General features: G+C 48.3%; 17 protein-coding genes and 1 pseudogene. 3 read left to right on the top strand and 15 right to left on the bottom strand.

Annotated features, from left to right (window positions below; translation table 11 throughout):
* Nucleotides 1–246: 246 nt before the first annotated feature.
* From AC6EJC_RS13145 to AC6EJC_RS13135, 3 genes and pseudogenes are all read right to left on the bottom strand, one after another.
* A pseudogene (locus AC6EJC_RS13145) lies at nt 247–1,127 on the bottom strand (MetQ/NlpA family ABC transporter substrate-binding protein).
* A gap of 30 nt (nt 1,128–1,157) precedes the next feature.
* Nucleotides 1,158–1,859, bottom strand: coding sequence for an SDR family NAD(P)-dependent oxidoreductase (locus tag AC6EJC_RS13140; protein ID WP_444954337.1), 702 nt, complete (start codon nt 1,857–1,859; stop codon nt 1,158–1,160).
* A 75-nt stretch (nt 1,860–1,934) separates the two neighbouring features.
* Entirely contained in the window at nt 1,935–2,396 is a 462-nt protein-coding gene (locus AC6EJC_RS13135; RefSeq protein ID WP_444954336.1) for an S-ribosylhomocysteine lyase, read from the bottom strand.
* 276 nt (nt 2,397–2,672) lie between these two features.
* On the opposite strand from AC6EJC_RS13135, the gene AC6EJC_RS13130 reads away from it, so the two are divergent.
* The gene (locus AC6EJC_RS13130; protein WP_444954335.1) at nt 2,673–3,473 is read left to right on the top strand and encodes a GTP pyrophosphokinase; all 801 of its coding nucleotides are present in this window, start codon (nt 2,673–2,675) and stop codon (nt 3,471–3,473) included.
* Between the two features lie 158 nt (nt 3,474–3,631).
* Here the strand turns inward: AC6EJC_RS13130 and thrS are convergent, their stop codons facing one another.
* The 3 genes from thrS to AC6EJC_RS13115 all read right to left on the bottom strand — a co-directional run bounded on the left by thrS (nt 3,632) and on the right by AC6EJC_RS13115 (nt 7,280).
* Nucleotides 3,632–5,545, bottom strand: coding sequence for a threonine--tRNA ligase (thrS, locus tag AC6EJC_RS13125; protein ID WP_444954334.1), 1,914 nt, complete (start codon nt 5,543–5,545; stop codon nt 3,632–3,634).
* Nucleotides 5,546–5,845: 300 nt separating this feature from the next.
* Entirely contained in the window at nt 5,846–5,980 is a 135-nt protein-coding gene (locus AC6EJC_RS13120; RefSeq protein ID WP_444954333.1) for a hypothetical protein, read from the bottom strand.
* Between the two features lie 73 nt (nt 5,981–6,053).
* Complete coding sequence (locus AC6EJC_RS13115; RefSeq protein WP_444954332.1) at nt 6,054–7,280, bottom strand: MFS transporter; 1,227 nt, start codon at nt 7,278–7,280, stop codon at nt 6,054–6,056.
* Between the two features lie 187 nt (nt 7,281–7,467).
* On the opposite strand from AC6EJC_RS13115, the gene AC6EJC_RS13110 reads away from it, so the two are divergent.
* Nucleotides 7,468–8,046 carry a TetR/AcrR family transcriptional regulator gene (locus tag AC6EJC_RS13110; RefSeq protein WP_444954331.1) on the top strand — a complete coding sequence of 193 codons (579 nt, stop codon included), beginning with the start codon at nt 7,468–7,470 and terminating at the stop codon, nt 8,044–8,046.
* Between the two features lie 172 nt (nt 8,047–8,218).
* Here AC6EJC_RS13110 and AC6EJC_RS13105 read toward each other — a convergent pair whose 3' ends face one another.
* Nucleotides 8,219–8,641 (bottom strand): MarR family winged helix-turn-helix transcriptional regulator, encoded by a 423-nt coding sequence (locus AC6EJC_RS13105; RefSeq protein ID WP_444954330.1) that lies wholly within the window; start codon nt 8,639–8,641, stop codon nt 8,219–8,221.
* Nucleotides 8,642–8,806: 165 nt separating this feature from the next.
* Between AC6EJC_RS13105 and AC6EJC_RS13100 the strand changes: the two genes are divergently transcribed.
* Nucleotides 8,807–10,276, top strand: a complete 1,470-nt coding sequence (locus AC6EJC_RS13100) for an MFS transporter (RefSeq protein ID WP_444954329.1) — start codon at nt 8,807–8,809, stop codon at nt 10,274–10,276.
* Nucleotides 10,277–10,686: 410 nt separating this feature from the next.
* Here AC6EJC_RS13100 and AC6EJC_RS13095 read toward each other — a convergent pair whose 3' ends face one another.
* From AC6EJC_RS13095 to AC6EJC_RS13060, 8 genes are all read right to left on the bottom strand, one after another.
* Nucleotides 10,687–11,763 (bottom strand): Gfo/Idh/MocA family protein, encoded by a 1,077-nt coding sequence (locus AC6EJC_RS13095; RefSeq protein WP_444954328.1) that lies wholly within the window; start codon nt 11,761–11,763, stop codon nt 10,687–10,689.
* A gap of 214 nt (nt 11,764–11,977) precedes the next feature.
* Entirely contained in the window at nt 11,978–12,391 is a 414-nt protein-coding gene (locus tag AC6EJC_RS13090; RefSeq protein WP_444954327.1) for a DUF350 domain-containing protein, read from the bottom strand.
* 72 nt (nt 12,392–12,463) lie between these two features.
* Nucleotides 12,464–13,930: a glutathionylspermidine synthase family protein gene (locus AC6EJC_RS13085; RefSeq protein WP_444954326.1), complete on the bottom strand. Its 1,467-nt coding sequence runs from the start codon at nt 13,928–13,930 to the stop codon at nt 12,464–12,466.
* A 1-nt stretch (nt 13,931) separates the two neighbouring features.
* Nucleotides 13,932–14,279: a hypothetical protein gene (locus AC6EJC_RS13080; protein WP_444954468.1), complete on the bottom strand. Its 348-nt coding sequence runs from the start codon at nt 14,277–14,279 to the stop codon at nt 13,932–13,934.
* Entirely contained in the window at nt 14,279–14,836 is a 558-nt protein-coding gene (locus AC6EJC_RS13075) for a hypothetical protein (protein WP_444954325.1), read from the bottom strand. The genes AC6EJC_RS13080 and AC6EJC_RS13075 overlap by 1 nt, the downstream gene beginning before the upstream one ends.
* Nucleotides 14,837–14,926: 90 nt before the next feature.
* Nucleotides 14,927–15,832, bottom strand: coding sequence for a M15 family metallopeptidase (locus tag AC6EJC_RS13070; protein WP_444954324.1), 906 nt, complete (start codon nt 15,830–15,832; stop codon nt 14,927–14,929).
* A 151-nt stretch (nt 15,833–15,983) separates the two neighbouring features.
* Nucleotides 15,984–16,709, bottom strand: coding sequence for a phosphoribosylglycinamide synthetase (locus AC6EJC_RS13065; protein WP_444954323.1), 726 nt, complete (start codon nt 16,707–16,709; stop codon nt 15,984–15,986).
* Nucleotides 16,710–16,729: 20 nt separating this feature from the next.
* Entirely contained in the window at nt 16,730–19,855 is a 3,126-nt protein-coding gene (locus tag AC6EJC_RS13060; protein WP_444954322.1) for a DEAD/DEAH box helicase, read from the bottom strand.
* Between the last annotated feature and the right edge of the window lie 155 nt (nt 19,856–20,010).

Raw genomic sequence — 20,010 nt, 5'->3', positions numbered from 1 at the left:
GAGCTATTTATAATGTGCTTGTACTAAAGAAAAATCTACATTGCTTTAACAAGCACACCAGATCTCCGTTTCGTTTTGATTATATACTCATATATAATATATGTAAAGAACGCTTGTTCCCTTTTCTTATTTCTGGAGTTAAACTAACCTGCCCGTTAGCTTAATACCATCGGTCAGTCTACAACTTTATTTTCACAACAAAAATAGTTCAAACCATGATAACCATGGTTTGAACTATGCTTTTACTCATTTTGTAGTTTGTCCTTCCAAATAAGAAACAGGCTCTTTAACCTCTATTTTGGTGCCGCCAAATTCATCTTTAATGTATTTTTGAGTATCCTCGTTATGGTAGAGAGCCGCTAATTTTTGCAGTCCTTTGTCATTTTCCTTATCGGATGTAGTAACCAGGATGTTAATATTGTTCTTGGTCGCCTGACTGATTTCTTCGTGGAACAAGGAATCTTTCAGCACATTCAGGCCACCCTCTAAAGCAATCGTATTCCCGATCAATACCAAGCCCACATCTTGAATGACACGTGGTCCTGTTTTATCGTCGATCAATTCAAATTTCAGGTGTTTGGGATTGCTGGTAATATCATTGACTGTACCCAGGGCATTATCAAAGTCAGCTTTAAGTTTAATTAGACCAGATGCTTCCAACAGCTTCAAGCCTCTTGCTGTATTGGCCGGGTTATCTGCCAAAGCCACCACAGCCCCGTCGGTCACTTCACCAATGCTTTTAAATTTTTGTGAATAGATTCCGATAGGCTCCAGATAGGTTGTGGCTATAGCCTTCAAATCGGCTTTGCTCTCTTTGTTGTAGCTCACCAGATACGCCCACGATTGGAATGCATTCACGTCCACATCGCATCCCTGGTCGCATTGTTCGTTTCGATTCCACCGTTAATTTCTTTCACCTGGATGTCCAGCTTGGCATCCTTGGCTGCCTGAGAATCGGCAATATGTCTCCATATCTGGGCGTCAGAGCCCATGGAGCCGATAACTACTTTTTGCGTTTCCGAACCGGAAGCGGAGCTGGAGCCGTTACTTTCAGTACTTTTATTACCGCATCCTGCGGCTACCAATAATAAACTAATTCCTAATAGTACAGCGAATGATTTCTTCACTTATATTCCCCCCCAGATCATGCTAGTATGCTAGTGCATCGTCATTCCGCCTGTAACATTAATCGCTTGTCCTGTCATATATGCGGAGAGCGGACTTGCCAGGAACAATACCACATTGGCGATATCCTCCACCTCGGCCGTTCTCCCCAAAGGTTCCTGCGAACAATCTTCCTCGTATATTTCTTGAGCAGTCATTCCGCGAATGATGCCCCCTTCAATCCGTTCACGATGTTTCATCGGTGTTTCTACAATACCGGGACATACGGCGTTGACCAAAATGTTATGCGCAGCAAGCTCAATGGCCATCACCTTGGTCAAGCCAAGAACCGCATGTTTGGAGGCACAATATCCACCCATGGCCCGATAACCATTTTTTCCAGCCTGCGAGGCAATCTGTATAATTCGCCCTGGTTTATGTGCATCCACCATTTCTTTGGCAAAACGTTTGGACGCTACATACAATCCGGTTGAATTGATCGAAAATACTTTTTCCCAGTCGGCTAATTCGGAGTCAATGACATAATCCATCGTAGAAGTGCCAGCGCAGTTCACCAATATATCAGGAACTCCCGCTTCGCTGAATAGTACATTGCACCATCTTTCGATATCATCCGGCTTGGATATATCCAATTGCGTTTCAACCCACTGTGGATTGACTACTCTATATGGCTCTTCATAAGAGATATCAGCAGAAATCACTTTAGCTCCGCTTTTAATGAAAAGCTCTACCAATCCCCTTGCCTATACCTGACTTGCCGCCTGTCACTACCGCTGTCGGAAGAGATAGGTCAATCGAAATCATAGATTTTAAAATACTCTTTCGAAAGGATCGCGGCTAATGCCAGCCTCTAATACAATCTTCACATATTCCTGCGCTGAAAAAAGAGAATGGTCCTTGTAGTTCCCGCATTCCAAAGCAGTAACAGCCGGAATCTCTGTCGTTTCCAGAATTCTTTTCAAGGTTTTTTCCAAAACGAGTGCAATTTCCTCAGGCTCATGTTCATTCCATAAAATCAAGTAGAACCCCGTTCTGCATCCCATAGGAGAAATATCAATAATTCCTTTGATTTCATCTCTAAGATACGTCGCTAATAAGTGCTCCAGCGTATGTACAGCGGCTGTCGGAAGTGCGTCTTCATTCGGTTGCAAAAATCTCAAGTCATACTTTTGTACCGTGCTTCCTTTTTCGTCATGCTCTACTCCGGCTGCTCTTACATAAGGTGCCTTTACAATCGTGTGATCTAATTGAAAACTTTCTACTTTTGCCATTTTTCTTACCCTCTTTTCTGTAATTTATATATTTATTCTAATGACGGCTACTCTACATTTGTACTATTTTTAAAAAAATTAAATGCGTCAAATCAGCATTTTTGCAATTATACATCGGATTACTAGGTTTTACCACAATAATTCTTCTCCTATTTCCCCTTTCTTTGACCGTCTCTCCTTTGCCTGTAGGTTTTGACATAGTGTACAATATATACGGTAATGTATATTGACGAAATAGATCGAGGACATCGTAAGCCTCATTGAGGAGAATGCCCTGTGAATGAACCGAATTGGAAGCACTTGAATGCTGTCCCATTGCCCTTACAGGAATTTCAGCTGCAGCTGGATCAGAACAGTGTTGACGCCAAGCAATTAGAGGAGTGGAGGAAGATTCCCGTCCTTTATCAGCTGGCTCTGGAGGAATTAAAGAACAAAATTAAGCTGATCCAGACGGAATGGAAGCTATTAGACGGTTTTAGCCCGATTGAGCATATTAAAACCCGGATCAAAGAGCCCCACAGCATCGTGGAAAAGGTCCGGCGCAAAGGGCATGAAGTCACCTTGGACAATATATTGCGTGAAATTCATGATATCGCGGGAATGCGCGTGGTATGCGCCTTTGTCAAAGATATTTATCGTCTGATGGACCATCTTCACACACGGGAAGACATTCGTATTCTGGAGGTCAAGGACTATATAGCCCATCCTAAGCCCAACGGCTATCAGAGCCTACATGTCATTGTGGAAATTCCGCTGATCCTGTTTGAGGGCACACGCTGGATCAAGGTTGAAATTCAGCTGCGCACATTGGCTATGGATTTCTGGGCCAGTATGGAGCATATTTTGTATTATAAGTTCGATAAGAAAGTGCCTGAGCATGTCGTTAATGGATTGACCGAAGCTGCACGTGCAACCTATGAGCTGGATCAGAAAATGCTGAAGCTTCGCGGCGAAATTTTATCACTCAGTGAGGATCAGGATCTGGAGGAATCCTCGGCGAAACGATCTACGGAGGCGTCTTCGAAGACACTCTCCCTCCCCACGGATCACGCCGCTTCCCGGCCGCAAACCTGCTAGGTATTCGTGTACAGGATAACTTAGGCATTCAGTTGAGCTGCAAAAACTTTGGTTTAGTCTCCCCCTGGAAACTTAAGTGTTTGGTATAAATAAAGAGCCACCAAAACCACTTTGATCATGGTTTTGATGGCTCTTTTGCACATTCTTGTAATCGAATATTATTGCTTCTCGCGAATCTCTGTGCTGATTTTCTCAACGATGTCCGCAATGCTGAGTGATCCCAGATCGCCTTCGCCCCGTTTGCGCACCGCTACAGTACCGGTTGTTTTTTCATTTTCCCCGATAACGAACATGTATGGAACTTTCTCCAATTGCGCTTCACGGATTTTATAACCAAGCTTCTCATTGCGAGTGTCCACTTCGACGCGCAGACCCGCTTTCAGCAACGCTTCCTGCACCTCATTGGCAGTCTCGATATAGTTCTCGGATACAGGCAACAGCTTCGCATGAACAGGAGCCAACCACAATGGGAATGCACCTGTAAAATGCTCAGTCAGGATGCCCATGAAGCGGTCAATCGAACCGTAGATGGCACGGTGAATAACGACTGGACGGTGCTTTTGGTTGTCCTCGCCCACATAAGTGAGGTCGAATTTCTCAGGCATTTGGAAGTCCAATTGGATCGTTCCGCATTGCCAGCTGCGTTTGAGCGCATCGAGAATGTGGAAGTCAATTTTCGGACCATAAAATGCCCCATCTCCCGCATTAATACGGTAGTTGATGCCCAGGTGATCCAGCACGTTTTGCAGAGCTTGTTCCGCTTGATCCCACAGCGCTGGCTCGCCCATAAAGTCATCTGGACGTGTGGACAACTCCACTGTGAAGTCAAAGCCAAACACACTATACATTTCGTTAATCAGCTTAATTACGTCCGTAATCTCTTGTTCAATCTGACCTGGTGTGACGAAAATATGCGCATCATCCTGACAGAATGTACGAACACGCATCATACCGTTCAACGCACCGGACAGCTCATGGCGATGCACTTGTCCAAATTCGGATATACGAATCGGCAGATCGCGGTAAGAATGAAGCTCATTTTTAAACACAAGCATATGCCCTGGGCAGTTCATCGGTTTCAGAGCAAATGTAGTTTCATCTACTTCGGAGAAGTACATGTTTTCCTTGTAATGCTCATAGTGTCCCGATTGCTCCCACAGACGGTTGTTCATCATCAGCGGTGTACGTACTTCCTCATAGCCATGCAGACGTTGAATGTCACGGGAGTAATCTTCCAACGCAGTACGGACAACCATACCTTTAGGCAGGTAGAACGGCATGCCCGGTGCTTCTTCGGAGAACATGAACAGTTCCAGCTCTTTACCCAGCTTGCGATGGTCGCGTTTTTTCGCTTCCTCCAGCAAGTGCAGGTGCTCATCCAGTTGCGCTTTTTTCGGGAATGCTGTTCCGTAGATACGTTGCAGCATCTTGTTGTTGGAATCGCCTCTCCAGTATGCACCCGCTACGCTCAGCAGTTTAAAAGCTTTGATGCGGCCAGTAGATGGCAAATGCGGACCACGACACAGGTCAAAAAATTCGCCTTGATCATAGATCGTAATTTCCGCATCCTCCGGCAAATCACGAATCAGTTCCAGCTTCAATGGATCTTCCATCTCTCCAAAAATACGAGTTGCTTCCTCACGGCTGACCACACGACGTGTAATCGGCAGATTTTCCTGTGCGATTTTCGTCATTTCCTTCTCGATCTTTGCCAGGTCGTCAACGGACAATGGGTTTTCGATATCAATGTCATAGTAGAAGCCGCTGTCAATGACCGGACCAATACCCAGCTTCACGTTTTTCTCACCGTAAATGCGTTTGAGAGCCTGTGCCAGCAAATGCGCTGTACTGTGACGATAAATTTCCAGACCGTCCGCACCGTCCAGCGTAATAATTTCAAGGTCGCTGTCCTGATCCAGAACGGTATTCAGATCCACAGCCTTCCCATTCACTTTACCTGCTACTGCGTTCTTTTTCAGTCCGGAGCTGATTGAACCCGCCACGTCGGCGATGGTTACGCCCTGCTCGTACTCGCGTACGGCTCCATCTGGCAATTTCACTTGAATACTCACGATTAAAGCCTCCATTCAAATTGTGTGCTATATCAAAATTGAACGCAAAAAAACGCCTCTCACTCCCTCAAGGGACGAGTGCGTTCAGCTCGTGGTTCCACCCTAGTTCGGCCCGCTCTTGTGCGTACATTCATGTTCATTAAAACATGCTTTTGCACGACATGCGTGGCCCTCCATTGGTATCCGTTAACGGGGATAAATCGGTAGGCGCTTACTGATGTCACTGCCACATTGCACAGCTACATGTTCAACGTCACGGCTACAAAGGGGTAACTTCACATGCGGTTGCCGGAAAAGCTCTCAGCCTGGTCTTTTCTCTCTGAACGGCCCTTCAAGGAAATCATGTCTTTGGTCAATGCCTTGAATATCACTATATGCTACAGCATTATAGATCAAATTCGCAGGTATTTCAAGTGGGCGTTTATGTAAGTTCATCACAACATCCCCTATTCGTCATGTGTATCTATAACTACTTAGACGAACAGGGGTTAACGTTCTTGTTGTATGGTTATTCTGCCGAAGGTTTCTTTTGTACGTCTCCACTCGTTTCTTTCTCAGTGAAAAAGTACAACAAAGCTAACACAGGCAAGGCGACTCCAATGAGAGAACTGAAATTCCAACCGCCTAACGCATAAGACCAACCGCCTAATGATGATCCAATCGCTCCGCCTATGAAAAAAATAGACATGAAAAGTCCGTTCAGGCGCCCTCTCGCTTCACTTCCCAAGGAGTAAATCACACGCTGTCCAAGTACAAGATTTCCCGATACAGCCATATCTAGTGTAATCGCTGAAATAAAGAGAAGTACGAGCGCAACGGTCGAATGACTTTGAAAAAGATAGATGAGCAAAAAAGACAAGGCTGCAATGATCATAGCTAGCCCGGTTAATACTTTGCTCCAGCCTTTATCAGCCAATCTCCCGGCAATCGGAGCAGCTACTGCGCCGCCTACGCCTACTAAAGCAAACAATGCAATACCTTGTTGAGACATTCCGAAATCATCCGCCAATCGTAGAGGAACAACAGTCCAAAATAGGCTGAAGGCTCCAAATAGACAGGCTTGATATAGGGCGCGGCGGCGCAATGCAGGCGTTTGTTTTAAAAGAGTGCCTAGCGAGAAAATTAATTTACTGTAAGATACCGTAGGCGAAGGCTTGCGCTTCGGAAGAGCTCGAGAGAGTAGAACCGTCAACAGCGTCACAACAATTGCTGACAAAATAAATACAGCTTGCCATCCCCAGATGCTGGTTATAAAGCTTGCCACCGGTCGTGCGAACATAATTCCTAGCAAGAGTCCACTCATCACATTCCCAACAACGCGACCGCGCTGCTCTTCGGACGCTAAATAGGTGGCATACGGAACCAGTATCTGGGCTACCACAGATCCGATTCCAATGAACAAAGATGCTGTCAGGAATAACAGCGCATTGGGGGAGAAAGCGGCTGCGAGCAATGCACCGACTGTAATGATTAACGATACGACCATGAGCCGTCGATTTTCAATAATGTCGCTGAGCGGTACGATAAATAGCAGTCCCACAACATAACCGATTTGAGTTAAGGTGACAATGAAGCCCGCAGTAGTGGACGAAAGACCCATAGCCACATGGATAGGCCCTACAAGGGTTTGAGCATAGTAAAGATTGGCAACGATTAGGCCGCATGCGGCTGCTAACAGAAACATCATCCAATTTGAAATACGGTTACTTTCTACAGCTTGTTGTTCTCTTTGCATGATAATCCTCCTCGTAAATTTAAATACTAAACGTATAGTTCATTAATTCGATAATCAAATAATATACTGAACGTTTCGTTTTGTAAATAGGCAATTCAACTTTTTATTCTCACACGATATTTGATATACTGAACGTATAGTTTATTTTTCGTGTTTACTTATATCTGTTAAGAAGGTGAGCATTCCAGTGCAGAGTAAAAGAGGACGTCCACGTAATATGGAAACGCAAAAATCTATCCTTACCGCTTCCTATGATCTACTGTTGGAACAAGGCTTTGGAGCGGTTACGGTAGAAAAAATTGCTGAGCGAGCGAAAGTGAGCAAAGCCACCATTTATAAATGGTGGCCTAACAAAGCTGCCGTAGTGATGGATGGCTTCCTGTCAGCTACCATGGCAAGATTGCCCGTGCCCGACACGGGTTGTGTATTAGACGATATTCTCATGCATGCTACGAATTTGGTACGGTTCTTAATAAGTCGAGAGGGTAAAATCATTACGGAGTTAATAGGTGAAGGGCAACTTGATTCAGGATTGTCAGAGGCATACCGGACCCGATATTTCCATCCTCGGCGACTCGAGGCCAGGCATCTAATTGAGCGGGGGATGAAGTGCGGGGAATTGAAGGAAAATCTCGATATTGAATTATGTATCGATCTCATTTATGGACCGATTTTTTATCGATTGCTGGTAACCGGTTATCCATTAGACGATTCCTATATGCGACAATTAGTCATGAATGCGTTCGAAGGAATTAGCGCGGACTGAATGATGTATGCCATAGCTGGCCTGATGGGTGTCCAAGTATGAGTATGAGTGACCGTTTATACCGGACAATATACCTTCTTCAGACTGGCATCAAGCAGCCCTGACAGAGTATCCTCTGTCAGGGCTGCTTTTTCTTTTACCTGCGCAATTCTCTAGCTAACTCCTGATTTGTTTATTCGTCAGAATCTATACTAATCTTTTGCAGTAAGTCGATAAGAAGATTCTCTTCCTCTTCGGATAAGTTGTGGACAAGGCTAACGTTGAACTCGTCCAAGATTCCTTGCAAGACAGGGGCGAATTCTAACGCCTTGGTCGTGGGAGACAAAAGATGGGAACGGCGGTCATTCGGGTCCGTTTTCCGTGCAATGTAACCTGATTCCTCCAATTGTTTCACAGAGCGTGCCGTGGTTGCTTTATCAAATTTGAGTTCATTCGTCAATTGTTCCTGTGTAATGCCCGGCCGCTGCAAAATAAGCTTTAAAAAGCTGTGCTGACCCCCACTACCGATTCCGTAAGGAGCCAGTTTTTTGGACAGTATTTTTTGATTTCGACGGTACAGGTGGGAAATTAGCTTTCCAATCGGTTTTTTTCTCATCAAATACACCTCATTGGCTTAAAAATGACAAATCCGCAGTTGGGACCAAAGCAAAGTTTACAATAATATTGTTGCGTACGCAACTAATATGCTGTAAACTAGAACCGTTCATTTAGTTGCACGCGCAACTAAATGGTAATTGTCAACGATGAAGAGGTGTTAACTATGAGTTCAACCGCTACAACTGCTGCAACGTACCAAGAGAATATCGAAATTCAGAAGAAACGTTGGTTGATTTTGATTGTATTGAATCTGTTTACGTTTATGTCCACCTTGGATGGAAGCATCGTCAATATTGCTCTTCCTGTGTTGTCCCGCACGTTACATTTACCCGTGGCACAGATTGAATGGGTGACAACCGCCTATTTAATGGCTATATGTACCGCTATTTTATTTTTTGGCAAGCTTGGGGATATCGTCGGTAAAATCCAAATATTCAAGATCGGCACGATCATATTCATTCTTGGCTCCCTATTGTGCGGTCTTAGCTCTTCCCTCTCCATGCTGCTGATTTCCCGCATTATTCAGGCGATTGGGGCGTCCATGACCATGGCTAACAGCCAGGGGATCGTGACAGATATCTTCCCGTCCAATGAACGGGGCAAAGCGCTTGGCCTCATCGGAACCTTCGTTTCTCTGGGCAGCATCGCCGGGCCTAGCTTGGGCGGGATTATTGTCTCCTCGCTGGGCTGGCAGTACATTTTCTGGGTCAATGTACCGGTGGGGCTGGTAGCTGTCTTTCTTGGCTGGAAGCTTCTGCCGAAGGATCTGATCAAGGTGAAGGATAAAATTGACGTTCCCGGTAGCTTGGTGTTTGCTATTTTTATTCTCACTTTGTTCGTCGGATTGTTGCTGGGACAGCAGGTCGGATATGGAGACAAACGTATCGTTGCTTCGCTGGTGGTGGCTGTAGTTGCTTTTGCCATGTTCATTCGGTTGGAACTTCGTCGTCCTGGGCCGCTCTTACAGCTCGCGCTATTCAAAAATCCGTTGTTTTCTCTTAGTATTTTGTGTGCTTTTCTGGTGTTCGTCGCTAACTTCTGCTTTAACATCATTTCGCCTTTCTATGCGCAGAATATACTGAACTTGTCGCCTTTTTATGCCGGGTTCCTACTAATGCTGCTCCCAATCTCGATGGTTATTGTGGCCCCTCTCAGCGGTGCGCTTTCCGATAAAATCGGATCTGAACTACTCACATTCGCCGGGCTGGTGGTTATGGTCGTAGCCCAAATTGGATTGGCCCAACTGCACGCAGGCAGCTCCATCCCGCTTGTTGGTCTGTGGATTGCCATGCTAGGCATTGGCAGTGGTTTATTCCAATCGCCGAACAACTCGCTGATTATGTCCAAGGTACCCCGCACGCAGCTCGGCTCAGCCGGGAGTGTCAATTCGCTGGTTCGCAACGTCGGTATGGTTGTGGGGATCACTTTGGCCACATCCATTCTCTTTTATATCATGAGTAAAGAGGCTGGTTATCGGGTCACCGGATTGGTTTCGGGTCACCCGGAAATTTTTCTGTCAGGGATGCATGTAGTCTTTATGACGTCCGCATCCATCTGTCTTGTGGCGGCATTGTTGACAGGCTGGCGGCTGATCGGGGCTAAACGGGCAAGAATGCAGCAAGAAAAGGGGTAAAGATCAAGAGAAGAAATAAAGCGCCCGTAGACAGAATGGTGATCGTAGAATTAAGATGATGAGTATTGCAGTATAAACACGGTGTAAAAAGCAACATTTACAATTTTAAAATGGTGATACAAGGGTGGCGCTTAAATGAAATATTGCTATGAATGTGGAACAAAATTGATGGTGAAGGAGTGTGAAGGCGAAGGTCCTATCCCTTTTTGCCATCTTGCTGACCATTATTCAAAAGATCGAGGCAGGATTCATTTGAAGTGGTATAAGCAGGGCGGTACGAAAATGATGAAAAAGATTACTTTACGGGTATATTGAACTGCAAACCGCAAGAGGGCCACTCTTTTCAAGGGACCATCTTGCGGGTCATATATACTCTTCGTCATTGCTGGAATTTCAGCGACTCTCCTCATCTACACGTCTACTAAACGTCCATTCTCTTTCCAGGACTGCAGTATTTTCTCAAGGACCCACTGGTTTTTGTAGCCGTCCTCGAACAAGGGGGCACGATCCACAGAGTTTCCTCTTGCCAGCTCAATAAAATCTCCATAGGCCGTATGATTAAAAATTGCAGGGACAGCCCAAGCCTCGTATTCGGCATCCGGGTGTTCCAGGTCACGCAGCACGATACGGATACTTTCCGGGTTGTTGAGGCTGGCGTGCAGCGTACCGAGTTCTCCATAGATGTCGACTTCGATATCGTGCCGTTTGCCGATGGCATTTTTATGAGTGATGAAGGTACCCACGGTATTATCGCCTACGATGCCATGAAAGGTAGCGAGATCTTCTACATCCACTTTTACAGGCAGACCCGTGACCGGATCAGGCCGCTCGGGTGTTATTGTATGTAGCAGCGCCGCGACACTTTTAAATTCACCAACCAGAAAACGAGCCAAATCAATAATATGTGAGGCTGTATCCCCCACTACTCCGGAGCCTGCCTTGGCTAAATTGTGTCGCCATGTATACGGATGCTGACGATACGGCGAAAATGCATCCATCAGATAGCGGAATTGAATGTTATAGATTTTGCCCAGTTTTTGCTCATCCAGCAGTTGCTTGACATATTGGAAGGCCGCGCCGTAGCGATGCTTGTAGTGAACCAGTAAAGGCACCGGATTCGCTGTATACAGCTTTTTCAACTGATCCGCTTCCTCCCACGTGAGTGTCAACGGTTTTTCCGCCAGTACAGCTTTGTGTTCTTCCAGTGCAATACGAATAATGTCAAAATGCACATCGTTAGGTGTCAGCGACAGAATCGCATCTACCTCCGGGTCACGAATTATTGCTTCATAATGGGAATACCGCTTGGAAGCAGGCAGTTGCAATTGTTCTCCGATGGCTTGAAGGCGATTTGGATTCACATCACTAACAGCCACTATGGAAACCCCCGCGATCGTATGCAGTGATCTAATGTGATATTCAGCGATCAGGCCCAGGCCGATGATACCCATCCGAATTTGTCTGGTTTGGGAGGTGGAGGTACTCATATGTTCTGTATTCCCTTCTCTTCAATTTGATTTGATATGTGCAGAAAATCCTTTTTGCTATGCAGTATCACCCGTAGCTTTGTAGAATAGTCTCCACAGAAGTGATTGTCGTATTCTTCAACTCAACAGACCGATACCGGACAGTGAATACAATTTTACAAAAAAAAAAATCTGCAGCTCCGTTGTACGGTTTTGCAGATCCTTTGTATCCCTTCTACATCAAAAATGTACCTACCACAAAAGACACCCCGACGATGATCGAGCGCAGCAGCTGTGCCAGAGCCACATTGCCTTTGGCAATTTCCTCGCACACCTTGGTACGCGGCGTCAACAGATCAAAAATCACATAGACCAGACACAGCACCACAATACCCACGGCCGACCAAGTCAGCATATCGAGCCATGAATGACTGCTGTACGACACCATCCCCACGATTATACACAGACCTAGCAGCTTTGCCCCCATATAGATGCCTGCCGCCTCATTGCCGCGTGCGATTTCTTGATTATCGTTATAACGTGTCAGCAAGCTGAACACAAAATAACCTACGATTAAGATGGCAAACAGGATAAGCAGGCCGATACCTACATTGCCCAATGCGTTGCCCAAACTGATAGAAGAGTCCAATTTTCTTCCTCCTTATGGTACTTATGAATATGAATAGATATATTCGAATATTGTACATTTTTTTAATTCAACTTATACAATGGGCGGATTAGGAGGGACGGTGGCAACGGCGGCGGCACAATAGTAGGCCATATCACCTGTTACCTTTTCACCGATTCGCGGCAGGATACCCGCAAAACGTCCCCCGATCACGAATACTCCTGTCAGCACATAGCCGTGAAATAGCCCTTCCTCGGTCTGCACCTCTGCGCTCTGCATCGGCCATAGCTGCTGATAAATCTTAGGCTGTCCTTCGTAATAAGCGGCAATATGTGCGGCCTCCTCCTGTTCAGGCGTTAGTGGAGCGTCAGCTTGGTGAAGCTGATCAGGATTGTCAGTCTTCACATATTCCGCCTGTTGTGCTGTTAGGGTTGACGCATTTTCAACCTCTCCCGAGACACCTTCCAGCCTCTCCTCGGGTTCAGTATGTTCAATCAAGTGCGTCCCTTTACCCTCCCGACCCCATATGCCTTTGGCCACATAAGGCTCTTTATTTTGCATAAACACCGATGGTTCAAAATACGTAGGTAGCAGGTAGGTTCGTATCACCTCCAGCTCCCGATCGTCAAACAAACGAAAACCGCAGAACTCTGGTGTCTGCTCATTGCGCTCATACAGTGACCACACAGTTGCGGTGAACCCTTTGCTCTGGGTAATGATATGCTGCGGTGGATTGATTAATCCTATTTTCCCGTCTGCCACCATATCCATTAGCGCCCGACCCACCTCAAGCCCTGTATCCTCCTCCCGATCATCAATTAGATATTCCAGCGGATACAGGCGATAGAGAATGTGAATCTGCTCTCCCCGGTGATACAATCCTTCATTCGGAATAATCTCCAGTTCTTCCAGAGGCGCATAAACCACTTCGAATCCGGCTTGTTCACATAAACGCATGATATATTTAGTATTCGTCTGATCCTCGATATGCCAGTCATAGCAAGTGAAATACACCTTTGTTCCTAATCCCTTATTGCTATAAAAATGAATGAAATCAGTCAAAGCAGACTGAATCGCCTCGTCCATTCCAGATGACGGTCCAAGTAGAGCAATGTCATCCCCCGACATTCCGCCCCTACTCAGTATCTCCAGCAGCTTCCCTTCGAGATAGGCTACCTCGGGAATTCCGGTTGGGGTATCGGTATTGTTCTCAATGCACTTGATACCCGCTTCACCCACAATCCAGTCCTGACGGGTTATCCCATCCGGCGCAGCCTCCATGCGCGCAGCACGCAGCAAGCCCGGATGAATCCCCAACCGTTCTACCAGATATTCATCTGGCATATAGCGCTGGACGAATTGCTGAACCTTGCGATAAATACGATGTACCGACTCAGATGCAGCCTGAAGCTCTGCCAGCTCGCTTTCCCGATACACCGTTAATGCGGGCAAACAATAGGACTTGCCATACATGCGATGATACGGAATCATACGGCTGATTTCACCGTTAAAAAGCTCGTCATGTTCATAAGGCAGTTGCCGAATCTTGCGCATACTCATCTTAACCCCCAGAAAAAAAGCCGCTGCGTGAGCCACTGCTGCCAAAACCGCTGTGTGAGCTGGAAGATGAGCTCTTGCGGTAAGAGCTGGAAGAAGAAGAAGAAAAAGAAGAACGACTGCTATGGTATGAGGAGCCTCCACTATAATAAGTCGATCCGCCATAGTAATACCCGCTGCTGCCTGAATCCCGACACGCCGTTTGCTCCGATACAGGGAGCTCATCGCAGTCATAATATTCGTCGTCACCGCAACCCGTCAGAGCGGCTGGCACAGCCAACATCAGGGCAAAGGCCGCCATCCGCGTACGAGATCCGGGCTTGGATTTGATTTTCTCCCAAGAATGCTCCATCACAGATCGACCTCCCTCACAAACAGATGTACCTTTTTCAGCTGAGGGTCCAGTACCGAATATATAAATTCATATGTTTTGCCGCCCAGCACCGTATAGTGATCCAATAGCCGTTGGGCTAGCTCCAAGGTAAATACCGAGCCTTCCCGCTGATCCATACTACGGAACGCAGGTTCATGCCATACCCAGTAAAGTGCGCTGAACGTGGAAGTGTAACCTCCCTCACTTGCCAGCACGAGGTCTGTGATGGACGCACCGTAAGGCTTCGCACGTTCCCCTGTAAATTCGGTCACATAGACGGAATGATCCGTATGATCCTCACTTTCATTCGATATATGCGCCCATAGTTTGTCATGGAGACGCGTAGCGTCTACAAGCTTGCGTAGAAACAGCTCATCTCCCGATACGGATTCCCGTGTCAGGCTACGCAGTTCCTTTTGAGTGTCTTCCGACCATTCGCGATACGTTAATGAATAATAAATGATGATTCCCTTCCCTTCCTGCACGCTTCTGTCCTGAGGTTTGTTACAAATCAAAGCGATTCTGTCTTCGCTCACTATACGAGATTCTACCTCGAAAAGGTTCAATTTGGAAGAAAAATACGTCAAAAAGCCGCAATCCCCAGGATTACGGCTTGGTTTTGGCTCCTACAGCTTGATATTGTTCTCGTCGAAATATTCCTCCAGCGTCATCCCCTGCTGGGCTACATCCTCCGCAATGTCTATTCCCACATAACGGATATGCCAAGGCTCGTACACATAGCCGGTCACATCTTCCTTACCCTTCATATAACGAATAATAAATCCGTATTCCGGTGCATGTTTTTCCAGCCATTCGCCTTCCTTGGAAGCTCCGAAGGATTGCTCCAGTACATTGCCTACGCTTGGGCTGGATACGTCAATGGACAATCCCGTCTGATGCTCACTCGTACCCGGTACGGCGCTGACTTTAGAGGCATATGCCTGCCCCTTTGTCTTTACATTGTTGTTGAAAATAGACACCTGACGCTTATAGGAACGGTATCCCGATACCGCACGCAGCTCAATGCCGTCCTTTTTTGCACCGTCGAACAGCTTCTCCAGTGCCTCTGCCGCTTCCTTGCGCAAATGCCGCTTCTCATGTGGCCCGTCGAAGGAAAAAGGCACCTGCGGCTCCACCAGATCATCCGGGACATAGCCTACAGGCAAGCTGCGCTTTTTGTTAACAACGACTGTATCAGAAGTCGCATTGGTGACAACCGCTGTTCCATCCTCTTCCTTAACCGTGGCTTGCAGCGCACTCTGGCTTCGCAATGCCATCACAGGGTTAGCCTGTCCGCTACCTGTAGCCGTGGAGGCTTGTCCATCGCTAGTGCTGCCATTGCCCGCATCCGGCTGGGTGGAAGGCTGTACATTCTCCTGTACCGCTGTAGATGACTTCAACGGCTCGCTTTCCTGTCCACCTGATCCCCCCTGCTGGCAAGCTGCCAGCAATAGGCCTGGCAAGATCAGCCCCGGAATGAGCGCTTTGGTCCAGCGCTGAGATGCTCGCGTCTGTTGTATATGTCGTTTCATGCTGGTATCTCCTCCAATATTACAATTGATGCATGACTTGCTGTGACTTTTCCGTTCCCCCATTGTAACTGAACTTTTGACACTCTTCGAAGCCGTTATCCCGTTCGATGAAGGTGAATAGACTCGAAAAAGGAAGCATATACCCGAATTGTTACGGAGTATGACGTTTTTGCGGGATTGCAGCCCGGGCCCGCTCGGCTACCCGTTCACGTATGAGTTTCAATGCCTCTTCCGCACGAGGTAAACCCGGCAGCAAAGACGTAATATCCGCTTCATTCTTGGAAGTAAGCTTCTGCGGCAGACGAATCTCAATCGCATGAAAGCCTGCACCGGGACGGTGCAATGCCCCTTCAGCAGCAGATTCTGCAATCCATTCGCTAATCGCTGCCGATCCGCTGCGTCCGCCCTCCGTCCGCGAGGTAGGCTCAAGCGCGGGGGATGTTCCCTGCACGTGGGATAATTCCCCAGCCCAAGCACTGAATACGTACTCCAGCAGCTCTTCCCGCGTCATTCCGATCAGCTCCAGACAGTTCTGTGGCTCGCTTTCCAGCCCGGTCTGAAGAGCTTTCTTCACATCGTCGACTGCACCCACGCCATTCTCCATGCTGGAAGTAGCTGTCTCAGCTGCTATCTGAACGATCTCATCCAGCGATAGGCAGGTTTCCCCTTGCAAGAAACGGTATATGTCCAAAGGATCCGCTTTTAACTGTTCCAACCATGCCTTCCGCTGTTCGGGGTTCATTACAGGCACTGGGCCAGTCCATTGGACAGCATGTGCGGAAGGTACACCCGTCGATCCGCCTTCCAGTTCATTTACGTCTAATTCCGCTATCCATTGACCGTCAGTTACTTTCAGCTTCACTCGCGGCCTCGTCATCGCCTTCATCCTTTCTCTGCTCACTCAATCCATACATCATTTTGCAACGCAATCAGACTGCGCAGTTCATCATCAGACATTTCGGTGAGCCAATGTTCTCCGGAGCCGACAACCTGCTCCGAAAGTGCCTTTTTACTCTCGATCAGCTCGTCGATCCGCTCCTCCAGCGTACCTTGGCAAATCAGCTTATGCACTTGTACATTGCGGCTTTGACCAATACGGAATACCCGGTCCGTCGCCTGATTTTCTACCGCAGGATTCCACCAGCGGTCATAGTGAATGACATGGCTGGCACGCGTCAGATTCAGACCCACGCCGCCTGCACGCAGGGAAAGTACGAATATATTCGGCCCTTCTCCCTGCTGGAAGTTGTGAACAATTTCGTCCCGTCTGGTTTTTGCCAGTCCTCCATGCAGAAAATACGGCTCTTCCCCGAAGATTTTGGCCAAACGAGACACCAGCAATTCTCCCATCGACACATATTGGGTGAAAATCAGCGCCGATTCGCCGTTCTCGCGAATCGTCTCTACCAATTCCAGCAGTCGCTCCATTTTGCCCGAGTTTTCGGTTTTACCGCTATCAGCCCGGGCCGGAATGATCAGACCCGGATGGTCACAGATTTGCTTCAACTTAGTCAATGAGGACAGAACGAGCCCTTTACGGGCCATACCGATCTGCCCATCCAGAGTTCCCAATAATTGATCCACCACGCCGCGATACAATCCGGCCTGCTCTGGTGTCAGTACACAATAGGATTTCAACTCCAGCTTCTCCGGCAAATCCTTGCGTATATCTGGGTCGCTTTTGAGTCGACGCAGCATGAACGGGGAGACGAGGCGATGAAGCTCACGCAACGCGGACCCCCGCTCCTCTCCCGCCAGACTGTAACGCTGGCGGAACGAAGACGCCGTACCGAGGTAACCTGGGTTCAGGAATTGAAAAATAGACCACAGCTCGCTCAACCGATTCTCTACCGGAGTACCTGTCATGGCAATCCGGTGTGGAGCAGACAGCTTCATGACGCTTTGTGCCTGCTTTGTTCGTGCATTTTTTATATATTGCGCCTCATCCAACACGATAGAAGACCAATAGACCGCGGATAAATCGCTGCCGTCCCGGCCCGCCAAATGGTAGGTAGTGAGGACGATATCATACTCACGTACACTTTCTTGAAACAGCTCCCCGTGGAGTCGCTGGTTGCCATGGTGAATATAAAGCGACAAATCCGGTGAAAAGCGCTTCAACTCCCGCTGCCAGTTGCCGAGCAAGGACGTCGGACAGATGATCAACGCCGGACGTTGATCATCTGCGCCGATGCCACCGTCGAGCAGGCAGGTGATGACCTGAATCGTTTTACCAAGCCCCATGTCGTCCGCAAGGCAGACGCCAAAGCCCAATCCGCGCATCGCAGCCAGCCATTGAAAGCCGCGCTCTTGATAGGGCCGTAATGCACCGTGCAGCGTCTCCGGCACAGGCCGCGGCTCTACGGAACGGAGTACGCCGCCCTCAGCCAAAGACGCAAGCAATCCGGCGGATTCCGCACCAAAGATGGACAAGCCCTTCCATGAGGCCTCGCCTGCACTTTCATTTTCCGCAGCCAGATGCATCCATTCGGACAAGCTCATCTCACCGTTTTCCCCGCGCTTGATAAAGCGCAGCACCTGACGAATTTCCTTGGGATCGACCTCGATCCATTCCCCTCCGAGACGTACATACGGCAAATTGGCCGCGACGATGCTTTCCAGTTCCTCCATCGTCAAGGTGGTATTGCCAAGTACAGCCTCGGCATCAAACGAAATCATGCGGTTAATGCCGACCGACGATGTATCGGCGATCACACCATCTGGCTTTGCCCCCTGCTCTGTCGAACGCATTTTGAGCCGCAAACCTGCACGTCTTCGACCCTCCCGGCTCCAGCGTGAAGGCATTTGCACGGTGATACCGTGCTTTTGCAAAGCGGGTACGGCTTCCGTCAGGAAGCGGAAGAACAGCTCCGGCTCCAGTGTCAGCCCCTCGGGATAAGGGCGGTTCAATGCGTCTTGCAATATGGGTGCCGCTTCAGCCGCTTGTCCGAGCCTCGTCAGCAGTTGTGCCTGCACTTGACGGTACACAAGTCCGCCGCGAACCAGATCACGTTCAGGATGTGCCCACAGCGCCAGCGCAGGCAGTCGCAACCCTGGCTCAGCATCACTTTCTGCCCAAAAGGTAATGCGCCATTCCTTTACACTCTCTTCCAGAGAAGGTTCCAAACGAAGGCACAACCGCAGTTGCCCTTCTATCGGTTCCTTGTCTTCTCGTTCCGTGACAGGCATCGCGCTTCCCTCAAGAGAGGACGCTTGAAGAACCAGCTCCTCCATTTCCGCGGGCGTTCCCTGAATCGCCACCGGGCGGGAACCTGTCAGCAGACTGTTCCACCACAGCTCCGCCAGCGGCGATCCTCCGCGCCGATACTCTGCTCGATAACGGCCCAACTCACGGTCTGATGCTGCCAGCACCGCGGTCGTTTCCGCATGGATGACCGCACACAAGAAGGAATACAGCACGATTCCAGCTGCATCCTCGCGTGTTTCCGGCTCCTTGCCCGCGAAAACGGCCGGAGCTGCCATACAAACGGCTGGCATCGCAGCAGCCAGCTCATGAAAGCGGCGTATGTCCTCCTCTTGGCACATCCGAGGAATCCACACCCCGACTGCCGCTTCCGGGCCACGACGGCGCGGTCCCGATGGACGCGCCTCTGTAAGCGACGGCGCAATTTCGCCCCGCTGCATCAGTTCCAGGGCAAAATAAGCGGCCTTTTGCCAATATTGCATTTCCTCGCCCAGCGTAATGCCCGATGCCGCACAGCCCTTCTCGTCCATGCGGATCAGCAGAGCCATCGTCTCGCGCGGTTCCAGCGCCAAACCCTCCAATGTGCGCCCCAGCATGGAACGTCTTTTGCCACCTCTGCCCGCGGTTTCCACACGAGCAGTGTTCGGTATCCGTACCTCAGCAAGACGCAACGCAGCCTGCCGAAACGGCCGAAGGTCTCCCTTTAGCGTCAGCCTGCGGATCACACTGCTCCACGCATCTATACGTGGTTCCGACGTCTCACCAGAAAAGCAAAAAAACACATCTCCGAGCCATATTCCATAAAGCGGTTGATTCATATCTGTCTCCCGTCCAGCCTTTTGAATTATTACTCTTCATCATATACGAAAACGGGCTCTTTTCAAAACTTTATCACAAAAATAAATGGAAAGTCATAAGTTAATAACCTTTAATATTCATGCGGTTAACTATAAATATTCATGCGGTTAACTAT

Source organism: Paenibacillus sp. TY11, from assembly GCF_059772165.1.
This window is presented reverse-complemented; position numbering and strand designations above follow the sequence as displayed.